Genomic DNA, 20,400 nt, shown 5'->3' with positions numbered 1-20,400 from the left:
GAGTGAATAACTTCACGGCATGTTACGGCACATAAAAACGGTCGATAGAGGGGGATTATCGTTTTAAGGGCTAGTCTGTTATCTCTAGCGGGCTCATTAGACAGAAAGTATTGCTTCGATAGACGTGATATTGGGATATACCATGGGTTGTATTAGCGTTGATTTATATAGTTCTTACAGGCACAAAAAAGCTCTAACGAAGTAGAGCTTTTTGAGTATTTATATCGATTTTTTAACTGTTTTTTTGACGAACTACTAGTCCCATCAAAGCAGTTAAAAATAATACTAATGTTGCTGGTGCAGGTACATCGACCGTTGCTTGTCCAAGTGTAACGTCATTAGCGAAGTATAAAATATTATTTGGACCGTCAAAAACATCAACAGTATTTTCATTAACTAACGGATCATTCCAAAATGAAGAATCCCAAATTTCTCCAGCCCATGCGAAGAATCCTAATACGTCATCTATATCAAAGCTTAAAGCATGGATTCCAGCGAGCAAATCATTAGGGTTAAAATAAGCATTAAAATATATGTTATTTAAACCAGCATCTGATAAATCAAGCATGTCTATGCCAAACATTTGAAATTGCTCGAAATTTTCAACGTATGACTCATTTATGTCCCATACTTGTGCATTATCAATATTAATTGAAATGTTACCAATAACACCATCTACTTCTGAGATGATATCCTGTGTAATTAACGTTGCGTTGGCTGCACCAGCAAAGCTAAAGGCTAATGCCAGCGATAAAAAAACGTGTAAAACTAACTTATTCAACATGTTACTTCCTATTTTATTTTATATTCTTATATGTTTATTGATTGTAAATGCCTTACTAGATAACCCATTTACATTTAACCCGTCCATGATTATGCAAAAGTTATTCCTATATGGTTATAGTCTTTATTATCAGTGGTTTGCGATTTATTTAACAGCTGTTTTACTTTTCGTTAACAAGAGGGGGAGCTTGTGTAAAGAAAGCTGACACTGAAGCTTTCTTTGTGTTTAAAGCGGTAACAATTATTTAAGATTATCAGATCGTGTTGTTATCAACCCTTAACGTGCGCTTTATCATGGACATTTTGATTAAAACAAGTAGAATGCTCCCCCGAGTTGACGAGACAATCGCTGCTTACTAATTTATTTAGTGGGGGGAGGAAAGTCCGGGCTCCAATGAGCAGGGTGCCAGGTAACGCCTGGGCGGCGTAAGCCGACGACAAGTGCAGCAGAGAGAAGACCGCCGATGGCTAGCAATAGCACAGGTAAGGCTGAAAGGGTGCGGTAAGAGCGCACCGGATTGCTGGTAACAGTAATTGCAGGGTAAACTCCACCTGGAGCAAGACCAAATAGGGTTTCATGACAAAGTTAATGAAAGTTAATTTTGTATAAGCGTGGCTCGCGTGGAAACCGGGTAGGTTGCTTGAGCCTTAGAGCGATTTAAGGCCTAGACGAATGATTGTCACTTTTCTTTGAAAAGATACAAAACCCGGCTTATGTGTTGACTCACAAATTTTAGTAACCGCTTGATCTATAATTTAGATCTAGCGGTTTGCTAAGATCAGGTTATCCCATCCTTATATTTCTTTTCTTGATTTTCAAGTTTCTAGCATAATCTTACTTAGTTTATATTGCGCTATCAAAAAAAATAGCTGTATATAGAGCGTGCTGAGTCATAATTAATTATATTTTGTTCCATGATCAAGCACACAAGCACTTCAGCTAAACTACCAAGTGAGAAAACTTAGATCTCATAATACTCCTGCGGTAATGTGCTATAATACCTAACATAATTACGAGCGTTATTGTTAATTAGCGTTCAAGTTGTTGTCGAGGGTCTATGAAATTCCATCAAAATGTTTATCTTTCTGGGGCTTGGCAACAACGCTTAGAAAGTATTGAAAATGCAGATCTAGTGTTATTGTTTGGTAACCGAGATTACATTCATAACCAAGCTATTATGGCACAAATTAGTCTCTGTTACCCAAAAGCAGAAATAGTGGGTTGTACCACCTCGGGAGAAGTAGTAGACACGAACATTTACGATGATAGTTTGTGTTTAACGGCTATCGAGTTTGCTCATACTTGCATCGCAGTTAAAAGTGCTCCATTTAATGGTGGTTCAACCAAAGCAGTTGCTCAGAGCTTGGCCGAAGACTTATTTCAAGATGGTCTTAAATATGTCATGGTTTTGTCCAATGGTCATGAGATCAACGGGACTGATTTAGTGAATGGCTTACAAGCATCATTACCGGAGGGAGTATTAATAACTGGTGGCTTAGCAGGTGATGGAATCAATTTTACAGAAACACTGGTTTGGCACAATGATGCCGTTGAATTAGGGCAAATTGTGCTAGTAGGTTTCTATGGTGATAAATTATCATTAGGTCACGGTTGTATTGGCGGTTGGGATGCCTTTGGGCCGGACAGAGCTATTACCAAGTCAGCAAGTAATGTGTTATATGAATTAGATAATGTGCCGGCGTTAACTTTATACAAAAAATATTTAGGCCCACATGCAGCTGATTTGCCTTCGTCTGCTTTACTCTTTCCTTTAGTGTTAAAAATTGATGGTAAACGCATGACAAGAACCATACTTAATATTAATGAGCAGGATGGCTCAATGATTTTTGCGGGTGATGTGCCAGAAGGAGCGGTTGTACAGCTAATGCGCGCTAATACCAGTAAGCTTATTGATGGCGCTGAAATTGCTGCAGAGCATGCATTAAAAAATATTAACCCTTGCCAAACTAATGGTCTAGCTTTGCTCATTAGCTGCGTGGGTCGAAGGATTGTCTTAGCTGATTACTGTGAAGAGGAGCTGGCAGTAGTTAAAGATACCTTAGGTGAACAATGGACCTATACCGGTTTTTATTCTTATGGTGAATTATCGCCAATGGTAGATAGTAACTCTTGTGCGCTACACAACCAAACGATGACAATTACAACAATATGTGAAATCGATGAATAGAGTACTAAAGCGTCTTACAAAAAGGCATTTAGACAAATTTAAAAATGATCAAAGTGTTAATGACTTTATTGGTGAAATTACCAAAATATTTGCGCAACAAGAAGAAGAGCGAATATTTATGGAGCGAACGCTAACCTTGTCATCAGATGAACTTAATGAAATCAATAACAGTTTAAAAGATAATTTAGAAAAAAATAACAAAAATCAACGATATTTAGAAAAATTAATCGCTAAAAAAAATGCATTATTTAATGCAACTACCGAAGCAATCTTTAGTTTTAGTCGTGATAACGTCATTGAAGCACTTAATCAAGCAGCAATTGAGTTTTTAGCGTTAGATGCAAATCAAATCAATCAAGACGAGGTTATGACCTGTGATTTATTTATGGACCGGCTTGCTGATAGGGAAAAATTTTCGAACGATATAACGCCGATAAGAGAAAATGAACTCGCGATTCTTCATGGCTTTTTCCCAACCATAGATCAACGCTATCATGAGTTTTACACGGTTCCTGAGGTAGTTGATGGGGTACTGATTGGCCGAGTTTGGTGTTGTCGAGATATTACCGAAGTACGAAGGAATGAACAGCTCTTGCAACACCAAGCAAACCATGATGCGCTCACCGGCTTACCAAACCGATCATTAATTTTAGATGTGCTAAACCATACCATTAAGATGGCTAATCGTCATCACACTAAAGTAGGTTTGCTTTTTATTGATTTAGATGACTTTAAAAAGATTAATGATACTGCAGGACATCATGAAGGTGATAGATATCTCATTGAGTTTGCAAATCGAGTTCAAGCCTCGTTAAAAGCAGAGGATATTCTCGGGCGCCTTGGCGGAGATGAATTTGTTGTTATTTTAGAAGATATAATGGATGTATCAGATATTGTTAAAATCAATGAGCGAATTCTTGAATTATGCAAAGAGCCTTTTTATATTCAAGATAAAAAGTACTATATGTCTTGCAGCATTGGTATTAGCCTGTCACCTGATGACTCATTAGACTCTGCTGAACTTATTCGCAAGGCTGATATGGCAATGTATCAAGCAAAAGAATTAGGAAAAAACTCCTATCATTTTTTTGATGAAAAACTAGAAAAAATTGCCTTTAATAGCGTACTGATTGACAACCAATTACGCGAAGCCATTCAAAAAGAAAATTTTGTTTTACATTATCAACCGAAAATCTCTTTGTTAGATAATAGCATTTGCGGTGTTGAGGCACTTATCCGTTGGCAAAAAACACCCTCGGAGCTCATCTATCCAGATGAATTTATCCATGTAGCAGAAAAAAGCGGTCTAATTAAAGACATTACTCATTGGCTGTTAAAAAAGGCGTGTCAAACGCTGAGAAAATGGCAAGGGACTGAATTAGCGAATCTGTCAATTGCGCTAAATATTTCAGCTATAGACTTTGCTGACCCTTTATTTGCAGAGCAAGTACTTGAAATTATTAGAGAAAATAAAATTAACCCGGCACTTATTGAACTAGAGTTAACAGAGTCAATTTTATTTACTGATATCAAAAATGTACAAGAAAAAATAGCAAAGTTAAGATCACATGGCATTAAGCTAGCAATTGATGATTTTGGCACAGGCTTTTCATCATTTGCTTACTTGCGAGATATGGAGTTAGACTTTTTAAAAATAGATAAAAGTTTTGTACAAAACATTCATGAAGATCTCAAGTCGAAAGCGATTGTCAAAAGTATTATCGATATTGGCATTAACCTAGGTTTTAAAGTTATTGCTGAAGGCATTGAGTCAGATAGTATTATGGCCATGCTGACAACACAAAAATGTCACGTTGGTCAAGGTTATCATATTAGTCGGCCTGTTTCTGAGCAATTACTGCTCCAATATGTCAAAAGCATGCCTATTGAGCGGTAACTACGCCTTAAAACAGGCGGTTTGCTATGTAAATTTGTATTGATTCGTATTTTCCTACCTCATGAAACAGTTGAAAAGTGTTTTTTTTATAAAAACTTGGTGGTTTGTTGTTTTATTGTTCGTTTTAGTGATAAAAATCAAATATAATTGCAGAAAACTTAATAAGGATTTATTCATGAACACATTTAAAATTACACTGTTAGCCGCCTTGATCAGCTCCCCATTAGCAGCAGAAACTTTTGACGAAACATGGGAAGCGGGTATTTTTGTAGACTATATAAAAACAAGTACTAACAAAGAAGGCCTTAGTGAATGGGAAAATATCGATGCAGGTAAGGGCTACGGTCTTGATTTGCATAAAATTATCAACGAAAAGTGGAATGTTCGTTTTGAATTAGCCACTACCTATTACGATATTCCTCGTGCCCATGATATTGATTTTGGCACACGCTTTGGCCTAGATGCCGTATATAAGCTTGAAGATAGTAATTTTTACGTTTTTACCGGTGTTAAGCGTTTTGATAATGCACAAGATTACAATGCGTTAAATGTCGGGGCAGGTTATAACTATCAAATAAATGATCGCTACACTGTTTATAGTGAAGCTGCGGTGTATCGTGATATTAATAATGGTTTTACAGACCAAGGTATTAAATTAGGTGTAAAATATGCCTTTGGTGACGTAAAGAAAACGTCAGCTAAGAAAAGAGCCAAACAGCCAGTGAGCACTGGGCCAGCTTTACAAACAGCAATGTTAGCTAATGGCGATATGGATAATGATGGTGTGCTGGATACCCAAGATAACTGTAATAACACGCCAGCAAATATCAAAGTTGATGCGCAAGGCTGCACTTTATACACAGAAAAGCAGATTTCTGTGAATTTAAACGTGTTGTTTGACAATGATAGTTCAAACGTTACCAACGCTTTGGTTAATGATGTTGCGCGTCTAGCGGACTTTATGAATGAATATAAAAGTATTAATGTTGTTATTGAAGGGCATAGTTCGTCAGTAGGTAGTGAACAATATAACTTGTCGCTATCACAAAAACGAGCCGATGCGGTAAAAACAATTTTAGTTAAACAGTTTAATGTTGAACCAAGTCGTTTAACCACTATTGGTTTTGGCGAGTCACGCTTGCTCACTACTGGCACTACAGCAGCAGATCATAAATTAAACCGTCGAGTTGTTGCTACTATTGAAACAACTGTAAAAGCGGTTGTAAGCAAAGACTAAATATTTAGAGGTCTCCGTAGAAGGGCGAGACTAACCGTCTCGTCCTAACGTGTATAAATTAGAAGCAAGGAATGCCATTGAAAAGTAAAATTGCGATAGTGCTATTCACTACTTTTACTTTTGTTTGTAGTTTTTTTCTGGCTGATTATCTCAGCGATAATCGACTTGATGTAACCGCTCAATATATTTCAGCCAAACAGTGGTTAAAGTCTATATTGGAAGGTGATTTAGAGACTAACAACGTAACCAAGCTCCCCGTTCAAATAACCAACACTTTTGAAAATTCCACAGCCACTACTTTAAACCAACATTTTGAATATACTGATCAACCTCGCTGCAAAGACACTTCCCTTGGTAAGGTAAACCGCAAGAAAGCAACGCAGGTGTACACTTGGGTTGATAAACAAGGGATCTCTCATTTTAGTGATAACCCTCCGCAAATAGGTAACTTTAGTTCGTTAAGCTTTGCTGGAGAAAAAGTGTTTGATTATTTCTCGTTAACATTGAATACACAAAAGCTCGCTTATGATTTTAACCAAAAACTTAAGGTTAAATTATATAAATTATTTACTTTGTATGGTGATCTTCTGCCATTATCCTCATTAAAAAAAGTTAACATTGATTTGAAAGTGTACGAGTCAAAAACTGACTTTAATCGAATTAAAGCTAACCATAACATCTCGTTAAGTGATAATACCCGAGGTTTTTATAATCACAATGATAATAAAGCTCACCTTCTTTATACAAGCAATGACGATACATTAAGGGTTGCTACGCATGAAGCAACACATGCTATTAACCGTGCTGTGATCGGCTATACTCCTCGATGGTTAAATGAAGGATTGGCTGAGGTAAGCGAATCAATTGAAGTGAAGGCCAAAGTAGGACGACTATTTTCAAGCAAAGACTGGACGGAAGAGCGTCTCTTTAAGGTGCAAAAAATATCGTTAAACACATTGTTTTCTGCAACGGCTGACGATTGGAATGGTCCGTTAACGATCCGATTATATGCGAACAGCTGGGCATTTATTTATTTCATGCTTGAACAGCAGCAGCGAAAAGCTATGCTAGCGAAACTAATTCAATATGAGCAACAAAATTTATGTGATAAAACCTCTGCAAACGACATTGAACAGATTTTTGGCATGTCACTGAGTAAATTACAAATTCAGTTTACTCGTTGGTTGGACAGAAAGATAAAGCCGCAGCAAATATAAGATAACTGACCGATGATTTATTGTGTTTAACTTTTTCAATTCCCTAATTGTTAACCGGCATTTCAGTTGTTATTGCAAATGCCGGAATGTGCTTTCAATTCAAACCAAATCATTGTTGTTAATTATATGAACTTAATTACCTTAAAGAAAATAAGCCAATCCTTAATATTAATGACGTAGAGCAGAATGCTATGGTTAGGGTTTCAGCCTATCTGAGGTAAGTTATTAGATTTATCTAGATGCACTAAGAGGATAATAATTTTTACGATACATTAAAAATCAAAAACAGAGCTCCACGTTTATTTATTACTCAATGTTTTCTGTTGCAAAAATCATTTGATTTTATTAGTGTTATCTTTCGTGGGAATAAACTACTTTACAAAGGAATGGCTAATGTCAACATATGCTCATCGTGAGGCTGCTCAGCAGCAACGCCAACAACAAATTCAAGCAGTACTAAAAAATAATCAGCATACTTTGGTTCAAATGAATTCTGATGAGTTCATAGACTTTATGTTTCATATTCAGCTACTTAAGGGAAAGAACCGAGAACAAGTTGTTGAATGGGTGGATGATGTTTTCGCAAAAAAAACTGTAGTTTCAAAGGAATGGGAACAATATAAAACATCTATTAAAACAACGACAGGCATGATTCCTTTAGGTTTAGATGCATTGGCTTTAGGTGCTCTTGCATTGGAGATGCAAAGAGGTGGTAATGTTTTTGAAAAATATCAGATTAAAACATATAACGGAAAGCCTAATGTTATTTTTAAAGGCTATTCAGGTTTAAGATCTCACTTAACGGGCACAAAATATTTAGCTAATAATCCCAAAGTTGTGTCATTTGGCATTGGTAAGCTAGGAGCTGCTAAAGCAATTAAAGGAGGCTTTATCACAACAGTAATTATTTCTGCTACGTTCCATTCTTTCGAACAAATGTTAAATGATAAATCGACTTGGCATGACTTTGTTGGCGGACTTACCGTGGATGTTGGAATTGCGGCGGTTGCATCAGGCATTGCTTGGGGAGCCGTTTCTACTTATGTTGGTGGAGCCGCAGCTATGGTTGCTGTTGGACCTTTGTTAGCTGTAGTAGTAGTGGGTGCTGCATTAACTGTGCTAGCAGCTGCTTTTATTGATTCTGATGCGCTATCAAAGAGAATTTCTGATGGTTTAAGAGAAGCAGAACAAAGACTAAAAGAAGGTTTGCTAGAAATTGAATACAAGATTAATCGCTTAGAAAGAATTTACGATGCAGATCCAATTGGATTCATGCATCGTTTATTTGGTATTCCATATTATGGAAATCGTTACTAATTATGGATAAACAATTAGAAAAAAAAAGTTTAATAAATCCTTATAAAGCAGTTTTTTTTATCGTACTACTGGTGCTCATCATCGTTGGTTACTTTTATACACTTTTTGCTGAAATAGCTATGCTCAAACGCGTTTACGAGCAAAGTGTTTTGTTAAAAATTCGAACAGTGGTAGTTCCACTCATAGTGATGATGCCAGCTTTTGTAGTGTTGATTTGTGGTGTTGTCAGTAGGCTAAAAAATCAAGCTTCAGCGAAGAATCAAAAAGCGGGGCTGTTTATCATAATAGGTTGTTTCCCTTTGTTTTTAATTGGATGGATGATTTATAGCTGGCAGTTAACAGCCTGGTTACACGATAATGGGTACAAGGAATGTGGTTGGTATGCAGGGGCTAGTTTGGGCGCTCCTAAAGTTATGGTTAATAATCAAGGGCTGTGTATTGAAGAAGGATACCAAGTTAGAATTGATTTATTGGACTGGTTTGAAGTGCAATACCAGCAAGGGATTACTCCGACTGTCGAGATGGTAACAACGAAACAGCAGCAATTATTATCAGATTATCATGAGCGTTTTGATTTACTCTAATTTGCTATATTAATTTTCGAAAATATTGCATGTTACTTCCACAGTAATAACTCTATTAATACTCATACATTTTACGGTAAATGTTATTGCAGTTAATGTTGATATTTATATCAAAAAATCACTAAGTTTTTGCTCAATGGCTGCGATTTATATTTTATTATAAGTAAAATAGTTGTTTGTTTATATCCTTAACTATTTATGACGAAATATGGGATGAGTCCTTTAAATTTATCCCTTATTTCAATTGATAACCTCTGTTGATAAATGATAATACGATGATGGTTTAGCTCCTATATTGAATCAACCTCCCGTCACGTTTCTCATCTTTAAAGTCACAACTTGAAATGGTTAAAGATGCACAAGCTTTTTATGAAAAAATGACCGGTTGGAAGCAAGCAAATCTAAAAGCTAAAATTGTCATTATTCCTGGAGCTAATCATCAGCTTTTCCGTTTACCGCAATTCAAGGATTGCATCGGATTTATAAAAAATAATAAGTATTCTAGACAATTAGTATATGCCACATTTGTTTATTATGGGTTATTCAAACGCGACAGAAAAATAATCACTGTTTGGAGGACGTTAAGCCTGATCTGCTGGTTATTTGCTTTTATCAATATTCCTGACTACATTTAAAATATTAACCAATCAGGGATGGTGAAAATGAATAAAAAGAGCTTTGAACGTTTAAATTTTCTTTCTGAAAAATCTCTCAACTATACAATATCTTATAGAGAAAGAAAGGAATTTAAGACGTTGCTCAATGAGTGGAATACTGCGTTCGAGTTAGATCAATTGAGTGATTTGTACTCCACTGAAGTTCGCGAGCAGATAACTCATTAGCGACTAATTTGCTTTGTTTAACACCGGTAAATCAATTATAATTTAGCGAATACATCAGTGGCAACTTGTTGTCACTGAATCATCTATACCTCTAATTTTTTATTATAACCTTATGATTTCTCACAAACTCTCTGTTGCTCCAATGCTTGATTGGACTTACTGGTAATAAAAGTGATTTTAATTCAGGTGTTTATGTTTTTTAGTGTTTTTATTGGGTATAAAAGGGTATGAAAATATTGTGTGGGGGGTAAAGGTAGAATATGTTTATTTTTCATAGCTCGGATGATAATGTTATTGGAATAGAGCATACCCATTAGAATTTAAAATTAGCTTAATTTCTTGATGTTTATTTAATCGCTATGCTACACTTATTGAGTATTATGTTTATTTCGCGTTTATGAGTGATTTACAAATAGATGCTTTCAATTTTAGATTGAAAATAAAACAGAATATGAATTAGTTATTTTTACGCCCCATGGCGAGGATATTATGAAAAACAAAGTTATCAATTTAAGTGATGTAAGAAAAGAAAAACAAGCTGAAAAGCAGTTTTTAACTTTACTTGCGGATGATATTGACTCTGGAAATGTAAAAGCTATTCCAAGTTCTGTTTTTGATCGTATTGCTGCTATAAAACACAAGGCACTTGTTGCAAGACAAAACAATGAATTAATTGAGATGTAATTAATGCATTGGGAAAAGCTTTGGCACCCTATTTTTGAAGAAAAATATCTAGCACTATTAACATTAGTAGAACGCGAAATAGAAAATAATCCAGATCATTTCTATGATTCAAAAATTTATAAATTTTTTGAATGTGTAACTGATTGTATTGAAAATAGAATCTTCATTGACCCTAAATCAGCTGAATTTGTTCTTGGTAATACTCTTGGTAAAGAAAATCGAGATTGGCGTAGAGCTAAAAAAGGTATGCCTAATCGTTATAGGTTGTTTTTTAAGTATTCAACTTCTAATAAATCTATAGTATTGGCATGGTTTAATGATGAAAAAACATTAAGAAAAGCCAATAGTAAAACAGATGTTTATGAGGTATTTAAAAAAATGCTTTCACAAGGAGTTGTACCTAGTAATATGCAGGATTTAATTAATGCTTCTTCTGAAGCAGAAGTTCAAAACATACAATAGTATATAGAAATATAGTCTCAGCATTTTTTCTTGTCTAGCTCCTCCTTATTATGACGTTACAGAAGCGTTATGATTATAAAATTTTAAATATTTATAAGTCACTAGAAAGAAATCTACTTTAATGCTACCCTCTATACATGCTAACGAGTTAGCATGTATAGACCCTTAAATCTATAATTAAATAATTAATTTCTTGTTTTTCAATATCTTACTGCTATCTTTTGCCTGTTTAACTATAGAGTCCTTTCAGTGGGACACTTTACTTCGTATCTATCAAGAAAAGCTTTTCTAGCCTCTATGTTATTAGTATTAGAGGGGGGAACTATTTTTATCGTGAAGGCCATGATGATATGAATTTTAATGGTAGGGGATCATTGCAGGCTTTATAATAAAAAATAAGGGGACAATTTCTTGTCCCCTTAATGTTACACATCTTAAAAATCATGAATCTTCGTCCATTCAATTCTAGCTAACGTACACCGATCTTCGATATAAGTAGCTAGGTCTTGAATATTGACCAGATAAGGAGCTTTCTGACTTTCATTCAACTTAACGGTAGGAAAGGGCAATTCGCAGCTCTTAGCTCTACGTTTAGCTGTATTAATACTCATTCCAAGAACTGATTGAGCAAGTTCTTCGAGAGGTATCATCATTCTAGAGCCAAATTCAGCCATCAAAAGATACATAGTCGTTGAGGTGCCTTTTTTCTGATTAGTCATAAAACCGTTCCTATTCTATTAATACGGTCTTAGTACCCACAATTCCATTGCTTGCTTCTGCATATATTATTTCACCAATATGCTTCTCCATGCGTGCAGAAAGTCCATTTCCTACATGACAATCAATTGAATAATATCAGTATTTAATGTTTTTCAAAACCAATATTATTTTTAAAAAGGATGCTCATTCTCCCAATCAAATATTTGCTCAAAATACGTTGGTTTTGCAACTTCAGGAGGAATAGGAACAATCTTACCTATAGATTCATTATGATCATCTATAAGCTTTTTATTTTTTTCTAAACGATCAAAGTTTTCTTGAATCTTTTCTTTATTACGGTCAAGGGTATCGAAATCAAAAGATTCTTTATCTCGATAGATTTTACAGAGAGGGTTATTTTCGTTTTGTGATTTATATCGCAAGTACTCATAAATCATTCCTTTAGCTTTAAGTCTTTCTAGTGCTTTCTTTAAGCTAGAATTTTTGTCGGCATTACGGTTTATATTTTTACAGAACCTTTCTTTAAATTGGGTATCTTCATTAAAACTTACCCAACGTTGGTTTTTGAATTTCATTGTTTCTAAATATAAATATAGAGCTTTTGCATGGCCATTTTTTAATGATTTAAATTTATCAGCATAAATGCGCTCATATTGAAATTCTTCTATGAAAAATTCTAAAAAAATATTATCCATTTGGAACATGAAACATTCAGCATCACTATCCCAATCAAAATCTATAATTAAGCTTGTACTGTATGACTTTATTACTTCGCCATTTTTATTTGTTTCCATAATTGTTACTTCTGAATTTTTAAGTTTCTTAAAATTATTTTCGTCAAAATCCTTAGATATTATTTTTTCTCTTTTTATATCTAGTGCTTTGTATATTTCAAATTCTGTCAATATAAATGAAGATGTTTTTTCTCTTTGGAACTTACTAACAACTATAGAAAATAATGGAAAATCTCTAGCAGTATCTAGAGGCGGAGTAATGTATGAAATTCTTTCAAAATCGGTTCTCTTATGAAAACCATTCACGATTACATTCGTGCCATAACCTTTGGTTCTCGGTATAAACATATCCGAAGCTAAGATTAGTGACAGATGGATTGATTCGTTATAACTATTCGTTTTTATTCTATTTTTACTTTCAATGTTTTTTTGTTGACTTTTATTGTTATTGTAGATACTATCCATTTTCACCTCATATTAATTTGGGGTATTTCTAGCATGTATGGATTGTCTTGTCAATAACTACTTAATAGTTTTGATCTTTTTGGCTGTGTATATTAAAAATATTTTGATGATGTTTTCAAATTATAACTTACGATTTTAGTCACATTTCTGCGTTTTCAGTCACTTTTTTCTTTTGCTTTTTAGGTCACATTTTTTCTATTTCAAACACCATTTTACATTTTGGACAACTAATTCAAGGTGAACGAAAACATATTTAGGCTTTTAGTCACACAATTACGGTGATCGAAAATTCAATTTGTCTATACTAGCTGTCATAGCTTAATTTTTAAGAACTCTAACTCTCTTTAAACCCACTTATAGCTTAATATTAAACCTACTATTAATACCTGCATGTTTTCGAGACGATATGTTTCTGTTGTTAAAGAAAAGTGACTTTAGGAAATGAAAAAAGTATTAATTACTGTGTAATATTTTTATGATCAATATCTGATTGAATAATCTGAATGATGAGAATAACTAAAACTGTTAAATGAAAGTTTTATAAATTATTTGTTTTTAAATTTTGCTTTAATATTTTTTAATGATGCATCAATAGTATTTTCTTCGTAGTTATTTTGTAAATACTCACTTATTGAAAATGAAATTCTTGAAGTAAATTTATAAGTTTCTGTTTCAATATAATCACAACTTTTCATTCCAACAGGAAAATCAATAATATTATCGCTTTTAGAATAAAAGTAGAGCTTTACATTATCTGCTTTGTTTTCGGAAACTAATAAAAACAAAATAGTTAATAATAAACCTTTTGCTGATATTAATTTTGTATCTGAATTAACATCGAAGCATATGCTTAGACTTTCATTTTCTTCTTGAAATTCTGTTAATTCAAAATGTTTGAGTATTTCTGCTAATTTAGAAAGAAGTAAGCTTAATGACATATCCTCGTAATTAAGGAACTTTAATATAGGGTATTGATTGATTAATGCTTCTATTTGATAAATTGTTGCATCATCTGTGAAATACTTTTCAATTCCGTATTTCTCTCTACTTTTTGCTTTTAATTTTTCTACTGTTAATTCTGAATGTGTACTTTTACTCATGATTTTCTCTGTTGTTATATTTAATAAATATCACTTTTAAATAAATTTTCAATTTTTATTTAAAAAGTAAAAAAATTAACAAAGAAAATAAAATTTTCATATTTTTTAAAATAACGTACCCCACCACACAAAATCTAATTTTATGCATGTAGTAAACGGTATTTTTATATAAATTATTATTTATTGTCTAATCCCACAAGCAGATTGCATTTAAATTCCCTCAAGACGATCTTGCCAATATTGAAAAATTACGGTGACTTTGTACAGGTCAAAATGTGCAAGTGCCATCAATCCCTAAAATAGTCAAATTCAGAATAATATTAAAATACAAAGTAATTATATAATCATATCTTACTTGTCAAATTTGATAACAATATAAAAATATAAAGTATATTTATAATGATATAAACACTTAAATAACAATGGATTACCCTAAGTTAACTAATTTGTCAAATACGCTTGTATTATCAAATTTAATCGTTATTGTTGAATTAAGAAATCGATAAGTAAGGATTGACAGTGAAAGATACAAATACACATTTAAGTACATTGAAAGCTATGTATGAAGCAAATTTAACAAGAGCCGAATTAAAAGTTCTTTTGCACTTATTAGAGCATTACGAGAAAGATATTACAGATAAATCAGTTGTTATAGCTTCAGCGTTAATCATGGATACAACTAACCTTTCTAGAACGCTTAAATCGTTAAAAAACAAAAATGTAATTGCAGAAAGAAAGCACACAAAATTTATGTATGTGCAGCATTATTTCAAGTGGGGGAAATAATGCTGCACCGAAACTAGCTAATTAATATGATTTAGAAAAACTAAAATATAAAAAATAACTACTAAAAATAATAAGAAAGGTTAAAAGAATGACAAAAATATTTGAAAGCATTGAAGTGTATGAATGTATTTCATGCGGTAAAAAAGAAGATGAAAATTCAGCTCTAGATGGTCATTTAGAGATGAAAGAAATTTTAAATGGTGTGTATGGTAAAAATAAATTTAAATGCTCTAATTGTTGCAACGATGAACAATTATCATTTGAAAATGAACAGTTTAAAAAAGTTAATTATTCAAATCAAAAAACAGGAATTACTGTTTTATTATGTCAATTATTAGAAAGTGGTTTATCTAAAAACGATATAGCAATTTATAGTAATTTATGGATTCTAAAAAAAGGTGGTGAGAATATCATTTTTGATATTAATCAAGCTGAATTATCAAAGGATTTAGGTATTCAAAAGCCAAATACTTCACGTTCTATAAAGAAATTAACTGATACTGGTATATTAGAAAAAATCTCTTCAAAACAGTATAGATTTACAATTTTCAAAGATTTACATGATGAAGATGAATTTAAATAATATCAAAAATTATAACTATTAAAACTAAAAACAATAATAAAGGTACTTAAATGATAGAAAGACAAGTAAAAATAGTAGAAACAGAAACAGAAACAGAAACAGAAATTGGTGAGAAAAATTATTGTCCTGAATGCGATGAAAAAACAGATTTAAAAGTTGAATGTTATTCAGAATATAAACCTAAAAATTTTCCTTCTGATTACTCATATAGACTCATAACATATTCATGTTTTAAATGTAATTATGCTCATCACTATGATCAACAAGATTATCGAGATGATGGTGAAAACGATTATATTACGAATGAAGATAATTAAAGTATCATTTTTGATACTTCTTATTTTATAAATAAGCAAATACATATATCAATTAGTAATCACATGTTTTTTGACGTTTTCTTTGTATTTAAATTATTCGTTTTTTGATTCATAAAAATGTAAAGAATATTAAATAACTCAATAAATAATATCTTTTAAAAGCCGTCTCGTAGAACGCTATTTTAAAATTAAATAATTATGTGAAAGTGAAGAGTAGTTAACAAACAAACCATTTTGTTACTAACCACTTTCACTACGTGTAAAGATGTTTAAGTTTAAACAAATGGCTCTACGAGGTCAGAATACATGGAGAAAAGTACATTACTATACAAACAGATAAGAGTTGCTAAATTTAATGTTAACCAAGCTTTAGCTTTAGTTAAACATGACATTCTTTTACAGAGTGATGAACAGCTAAAACAAAACAGAATCACTTCAAAATCACATCTAAATATTTATAAATTTAAAGATAAAATAATCAGTTCAAAATCAGATAGAGAAAAAGCACTATTGTATGTTGAGTCGTTATTTATGAACGATAACGCTAATTTTGAAAATATTAAATTCAGCAAAGTTAAAAGTAAATTTAAAAAATGGATTAAAGCAACAAAAACGACTTCAGCAGAAGTAAAGTTGTTTAAGAAATTGTTAAAAATTGCTGATGAATTTTCAGACAGAAAAGTTAACTCAAAATCATTGATAAATAAATTTTCTAGCATAAGTGAGCAAGTAACAAGATTTAATGATAAAAAACGAGCATTAGAAACATTTGCAGATCTGCATAATCAAAAAATTGGTTTAAATATTGATTCATCATCTCAATTGAACACCAGAATAATTTCACTGTTATTTAAAATTCCTGAGCATAACGCAATAAAACTCGATGCTGAAATTCAGGAAGAGATCTTATTAAGTTATTACAAAGAAAATTTTTCAAATTATGAAGTGATTTTGTCATCGATTCATAAAGATGAAGCCACTAGGGATCATGTTCACGTAATAATTGATGGAATGAACAAGCAAACAAAAAAATGTGATTTCGTACAAAAACAATATGAATACATAAAAAATAAATGTGGGCTTTTAGATTTTCCTGACAACTATTCGAAGTGCCGGAATCGGCAAGTTCAAGAAATCGGTAAATTATTACAAGAAGACTTTTATTATTTCGCAAATGAAAAATCAATAAACCACAATATTATGTTTGTTAAAAAAGAATATGAAAGCATTTTACATAAAGATATTGAGCGTGAAGTTATTAAAAATGATGCAGGAAAGCGAATTGCTGATCGTGAATATAATACGGCTAATTATTTGGCAAAACAAAAAGATAAAAATTATTTAGAAAATACTTCTTTAAAAAAAGAAAATAAAAAATTAAAGGAAGAAAATTTAAATTTACTCTCAATAATTGAAAACCTAGTTAAAAGTACAATAGATTATGCTGCTGAATATGCAGCAACAGCATTACAGCGAGCATTATTAAATTTTGGTGATGGCTATAAGAAATTATTGAATATTAATGAATTCATTGCTGACAATGCAAGAGATGAAGCGATAAACCTACAACAAACAGATCAGCAAAAAAAAGAAATAGAGCAAGTAGCAAATCACGTAAAAAATGGATTGAAATAACAGTGATATAATCTAGTCGAGCATAATATATGTGCTGTTCAGGTTTATATCGATACCGTAAAAAGCAGGGAATTAGTTATCGTTAGCCCGTTAGATTAATTTTTAGAGGGTTATGCATTATTAAAGATACGGGGAATATGAAACTTTAAATTGATTCCTCCTATTGATAAGGCGATAACTGTTTTTTGGTAAAGCCACCCTGACTTTCTAAAACTTCTAATTGAAGCTTTATTGGAATGCCAAATACGTGCATAGAGGGATTTATAATTTTTTTTAAACATCTCTTGAGATGAGAAATCTATTAATTTTGGAGCTATTCCATGGCCCCTTGCAGACTCAAGTACTTCAATTTGAATTAGTTTAGCTTCAGTTGATAAAAGTGGAATGAAATTCCTTTCTAGATACCTTGTTCCAACCCAATAAAAACAAATACCTACAATGTCATCTTCCTTTAAACATACAAAACAATGAGAGCCATTGCCTAGGTATGAATTATATTTTGTTAACAAGGTTGAGTCGAATTTATCTTCAGAAGTCTGGTTAAGTTCTATAAACTGAACGTTGTTCATCATCACGTAATTATCGGTGTTATTTTTATTTATTTTGAAAATCTTATAAATGTCATATTTTAAAGAAATTGACTTTGCCACCTTTTTAATAAATTTTTTGAACATTTATACTTTCCTGATTATTTTTTTTAGCTTATTTTTTAAATTGAATCGTTCTAATGTATTCCCAATAAAAGATGAAAAATCATCAAGAATCACTTGTAAGGATACCCAAAATTTACTTAAAAAAGTGTTAGGTAAAATCAATGCGTTACAACATAGTTTGTTATGGCTAGCAAAGAAAGATTTATGCGCTCCATCACCTTCAGTGAAGTCAAAGTAAGATGCTTTTGGCTTATCATTATAAATATTTTCTAATGCAAAATATTGTAATACGGTACCAGGAGAGAATTTTGAGTATTCCTGTATGTATCCTAAGTATTCATATTGATAACTATCATTGATAATAGGAATGTACAAATAAGCACAAGGTTTACTCTCTTTAAATAGTACTAATCCTAAAAACAGATCATTTTTAGCTTGTTCCTTAATTTTGTTTTTATATCTGATATCTTCAGGTAATGATGCGTTAAATAGTTTATTTTGATATGTATTTCTGCCCACAGTACATGCATGAGTGTGAAACTCGTCAACTTCAATTTCCTTTTGATAAATTTTCACAATGAAATCATTTTTTAATGCTTTCTTAACCTTTCTTTTGAGTGTGGCTCTAGATTTAGATGAAAACTTCTGCAAATAATCATCAAAAGATGTAAATTCAGTTAATTTAATAAAATGATTGATAAAAGAAGATCGTATGTAATATATTTTATTATTATTAATGGTTATTTTCTTCTTTGCTAATTCGTTATTAATCGCAATTCGAGGAAGTAAAAGAGGAAGGGGGCTATCATAATTTGGAAATTCAGTTAAAGCAGTATCATTTAAAAAGTCCGTTTCTATTCTTGTTGATATAGGTATTTGTTTTTTATAAAGGATTATTTCCCCTAATTGATAATTCAAATTATGCTTCATGATCACTTTAGTTCACTTTAGTTCACTTTAGTTCAATTTAGTCGATTATTGTAATAATATAGTCAAATCATTATTTTTAGAAGTTATCAATCAATTTAATATCAACGTATTTGGATCTCAATAATATGGAAATGAAAGATAAATTAAAGGTATTTATTACCATAGATACAGAAGTTTGGGAGTTTTATGAAAACATTAATGATAATATCAATAGTGGTTTATGGGGTATAACAAATACTGGTGAATATGGTTTAAAGTTTCAACTTGAAAAATTCAGAGAGTACAACCTCAAAGCTACCTTTTTTTTAGAGCCTTTTTTTTCTTATCATAGTGGTACAGAACCTTTACTAGAAGCCATTACACAAATTAGAAGTTTTAATCAAGAGCTAGGTCTTCATGTGCATACAGAATGGCTTCAAGGGATAAATGAATTAGACTTCAAAGTGAATGAAATCTACAACAATATTGGAGAGTTTGAATTAAAGGAACAAGAGGCTATTCTGAAGGATGGGTTAAAGCTTCTTCAGATGTGTGGAGGTGGAGAAATTGACTGCTTTAGGGCTGGTAACTATGGTGCAGATAATAATACATTAAAGGCACTTCATAACATTGGTATTAGATATGATACTAGTTACAACCATTCTTATTTAGGCTCTCCGTGTAACATTGAAAAAAGCACTAAAACATCTCCATATACAGCTGAAAAAACAACAGAATATCCAATTACACAGTTTTTTGATTACCCTAATCATTATCGTCATTTACAGTTATCTGCTTGTTCATTTTCAGAGATAAAGGATGTTTTACTATCGAACTGGGCTAATGAACAATATTGTTGTGTCCTTGTTATGCATTCGTTTGAGTGGATCAAGAGAGTGAAAGACAAAAATATACATGTTTTAGATCCTATCTGTTTGAAACGTTTCGAAGATGTTTGTCAATTTCTCGCTGAAAATACTGATAAATTTAAAACAAGCTCTTACGCTGAAGAGAAACACATTGATTTATCAAAGCATAATAAACCGTTCACAGCGAAAGCAAAATACCTGAGCACGCTAAAAAGATTGTATGAGCAACTAAAACGAAGGAATATTAGATCGGAAATAAAATAGACAATGATATTAAGTGGTTACCTCGCTGGTATACAATCGGACTAATAACAGAGCCATCTATCTTTAGTACTATTTTTTGTTTTATACCAGCCTATCTTAATCAATGATAATAAAGTACAAAACAATATTAAAAGATAAATTTCAAATCAGTTA

20 protein-coding genes and 1 other RNA gene are annotated in these 20,400 nt (G+C 32.1%); 15 read left to right on the top strand and 6 right to left on the bottom strand.

What is annotated here, in order from left to right; all coding sequences use genetic code 11:
• Positions 1-232 precede the first annotated feature (232 nt).
• Complete coding sequence (locus ABXG98_RS10325; RefSeq protein ID WP_353538602.1) at positions 233-784, bottom strand: PEP-CTERM sorting domain-containing protein; 552 nt, start codon at positions 782-784, stop codon at positions 233-235.
• A 329-nt stretch (positions 785-1,113) separates the two neighbouring features.
• Here ABXG98_RS10325 and rnpB point away from each other — a divergent pair.
• The 10 genes from rnpB to ABXG98_RS10275 all read left to right on the top strand — a co-directional run bounded on the left by rnpB (position 1,114) and on the right by ABXG98_RS10275 (position 11,212).
• An RNA gene (gene rnpB / locus ABXG98_RS10320) (RNase P RNA component class A) lies at positions 1,114-1,514 on the top strand.
• Between the two features lie 327 nt (positions 1,515-1,841).
• Positions 1,842-2,972 (top strand): FIST signal transduction protein, encoded by a 1,131-nt coding sequence (locus ABXG98_RS10315; protein WP_353538601.1) that lies wholly within the window; start codon positions 1,842-1,844, stop codon positions 2,970-2,972.
• Entirely contained in the window at positions 2,965-4,869 is a 1,905-nt protein-coding gene (locus ABXG98_RS10310) for a putative bifunctional diguanylate cyclase/phosphodiesterase (RefSeq protein WP_353538600.1), read from the top strand. Before ABXG98_RS10315 ends, ABXG98_RS10310 begins: the two co-directional genes overlap by 8 nt.
• A 175-nt stretch (positions 4,870-5,044) precedes the next feature.
• A complete protein-coding gene (locus ABXG98_RS10305; protein WP_353538599.1) occupies positions 5,045-6,106 on the top strand; it encodes an OmpA family protein in 1,062 nt (353 codons plus the stop codon).
• 77 nt (positions 6,107-6,183) lie between these two features.
• Positions 6,184-7,323 (top strand): DUF4124 domain-containing protein, encoded by a 1,140-nt coding sequence (locus ABXG98_RS10300; RefSeq protein WP_353538598.1) that lies wholly within the window; start codon positions 6,184-6,186, stop codon positions 7,321-7,323.
• 393 nt (positions 7,324-7,716) lie between these two features.
• The gene (locus ABXG98_RS10295; protein WP_353538597.1) at positions 7,717-8,640 is read left to right on the top strand and encodes a hypothetical protein; all 924 of its coding nucleotides are present in this window, start codon (positions 7,717-7,719) and stop codon (positions 8,638-8,640) included.
• A gap of 2 nt (positions 8,641-8,642) precedes the next feature.
• Complete coding sequence (locus ABXG98_RS10290) at positions 8,643-9,224, top strand: hypothetical protein (RefSeq protein ID WP_353538596.1); 582 nt, start codon at positions 8,643-8,645, stop codon at positions 9,222-9,224.
• 344 nt (positions 9,225-9,568) lie between these two features.
• Positions 9,569-9,859, top strand: coding sequence for a hypothetical protein (locus tag ABXG98_RS10285; protein ID WP_353538595.1), 291 nt, complete (start codon positions 9,569-9,571; stop codon positions 9,857-9,859).
• 696 nt (positions 9,860-10,555) lie between these two features.
• Complete coding sequence (locus ABXG98_RS10280) at positions 10,556-10,750, top strand: hypothetical protein (protein ID WP_353538594.1); 195 nt, start codon at positions 10,556-10,558, stop codon at positions 10,748-10,750.
• A 3-nt stretch (positions 10,751-10,753) separates the two neighbouring features.
• Positions 10,754-11,212: a type II toxin-antitoxin system YhaV family toxin gene (locus ABXG98_RS10275; RefSeq protein ID WP_353538593.1), complete on the top strand. Its 459-nt coding sequence runs from the start codon at positions 10,754-10,756 to the stop codon at positions 11,210-11,212.
• 434 nt (positions 11,213-11,646) lie between these two features.
• Here ABXG98_RS10275 and ABXG98_RS10270 read toward each other — a convergent pair whose 3' ends face one another.
• The 3 genes from ABXG98_RS10270 to ABXG98_RS10260 all read right to left on the bottom strand — a co-directional run bounded on the left by ABXG98_RS10270 (position 11,647) and on the right by ABXG98_RS10260 (position 14,231).
• Entirely contained in the window at positions 11,647-11,931 is a 285-nt protein-coding gene (locus tag ABXG98_RS10270; RefSeq protein ID WP_353538592.1) for a pyocin activator PrtN family protein, read from the bottom strand.
• Between the two features lie 171 nt (positions 11,932-12,102).
• Positions 12,103-13,131, bottom strand: coding sequence for a hypothetical protein (locus tag ABXG98_RS10265; RefSeq protein WP_353538591.1), 1,029 nt, complete (start codon positions 13,129-13,131; stop codon positions 12,103-12,105).
• A 545-nt stretch (positions 13,132-13,676) separates the two neighbouring features.
• The gene (locus ABXG98_RS10260; RefSeq protein ID WP_353538590.1) at positions 13,677-14,231 is read right to left on the bottom strand and encodes a hypothetical protein; all 555 of its coding nucleotides are present in this window, start codon (positions 14,229-14,231) and stop codon (positions 13,677-13,679) included.
• Between the two features lie 519 nt (positions 14,232-14,750).
• On the opposite strand from ABXG98_RS10260, the gene ABXG98_RS10255 reads away from it, so the two are divergent.
• The 4 genes from ABXG98_RS10255 to ABXG98_RS10240 all read left to right on the top strand — a co-directional run bounded on the left by ABXG98_RS10255 (position 14,751) and on the right by ABXG98_RS10240 (position 17,552).
• Positions 14,751-15,017 carry a hypothetical protein gene (locus ABXG98_RS10255; protein ID WP_353538589.1) on the top strand — a complete coding sequence of 89 codons (267 nt, stop codon included), beginning with the start codon at positions 14,751-14,753 and terminating at the stop codon, positions 15,015-15,017.
• 88 nt (positions 15,018-15,105) lie between these two features.
• Complete coding sequence (locus ABXG98_RS10250) at positions 15,106-15,600, top strand: winged helix-turn-helix transcriptional regulator (RefSeq protein WP_353538588.1); 495 nt, start codon at positions 15,106-15,108, stop codon at positions 15,598-15,600.
• A gap of 50 nt (positions 15,601-15,650) precedes the next feature.
• Positions 15,651-15,917 carry a hypothetical protein gene (locus tag ABXG98_RS10245; RefSeq protein WP_353538587.1) on the top strand — a complete coding sequence of 89 codons (267 nt, stop codon included), beginning with the start codon at positions 15,651-15,653 and terminating at the stop codon, positions 15,915-15,917.
• Positions 15,918-16,223: 306 nt separating this feature from the next.
• Positions 16,224-17,552 (top strand): hypothetical protein, encoded by a 1,329-nt coding sequence (locus ABXG98_RS10240; RefSeq protein WP_353538586.1) that lies wholly within the window; start codon positions 16,224-16,226, stop codon positions 17,550-17,552.
• Positions 17,553-17,662: 110 nt separating this feature from the next.
• On the opposite strand, the gene ABXG98_RS10235 is transcribed toward ABXG98_RS10240, so the two are convergent.
• Both ABXG98_RS10235 and ABXG98_RS10230 read right to left on the bottom strand, forming a co-directional pair.
• A complete protein-coding gene (locus ABXG98_RS10235; RefSeq protein ID WP_353538585.1) occupies positions 17,663-18,226 on the bottom strand; it encodes a GNAT family N-acetyltransferase in 564 nt (187 codons plus the stop codon).
• Positions 18,227-19,135, bottom strand: a complete 909-nt coding sequence (locus ABXG98_RS10230) for a GNAT family N-acetyltransferase (RefSeq protein ID WP_353538584.1) — start codon at positions 19,133-19,135, stop codon at positions 18,227-18,229.
• 125 nt (positions 19,136-19,260) lie between these two features.
• On the opposite strand from ABXG98_RS10230, the gene ABXG98_RS10225 reads away from it, so the two are divergent.
• Positions 19,261-20,247, top strand: a complete 987-nt coding sequence (locus ABXG98_RS10225; protein ID WP_353538583.1) for a polysaccharide deacetylase family protein — start codon at positions 19,261-19,263, stop codon at positions 20,245-20,247.
• The last annotated feature ends 153 nt before the right edge of the window (positions 20,248-20,400 follow it).

Source organism: Colwellia sp. KU-HH00111 (genome assembly GCF_040362745.1).
Taxonomy (GTDB): Bacteria; Pseudomonadota; Gammaproteobacteria; order Enterobacterales; family Alteromonadaceae; genus Colwellia.
The sequence above is the reverse complement of the archived record's forward strand: the minus strand, read 5'-3'. Positions and strand labels throughout refer to the sequence as shown.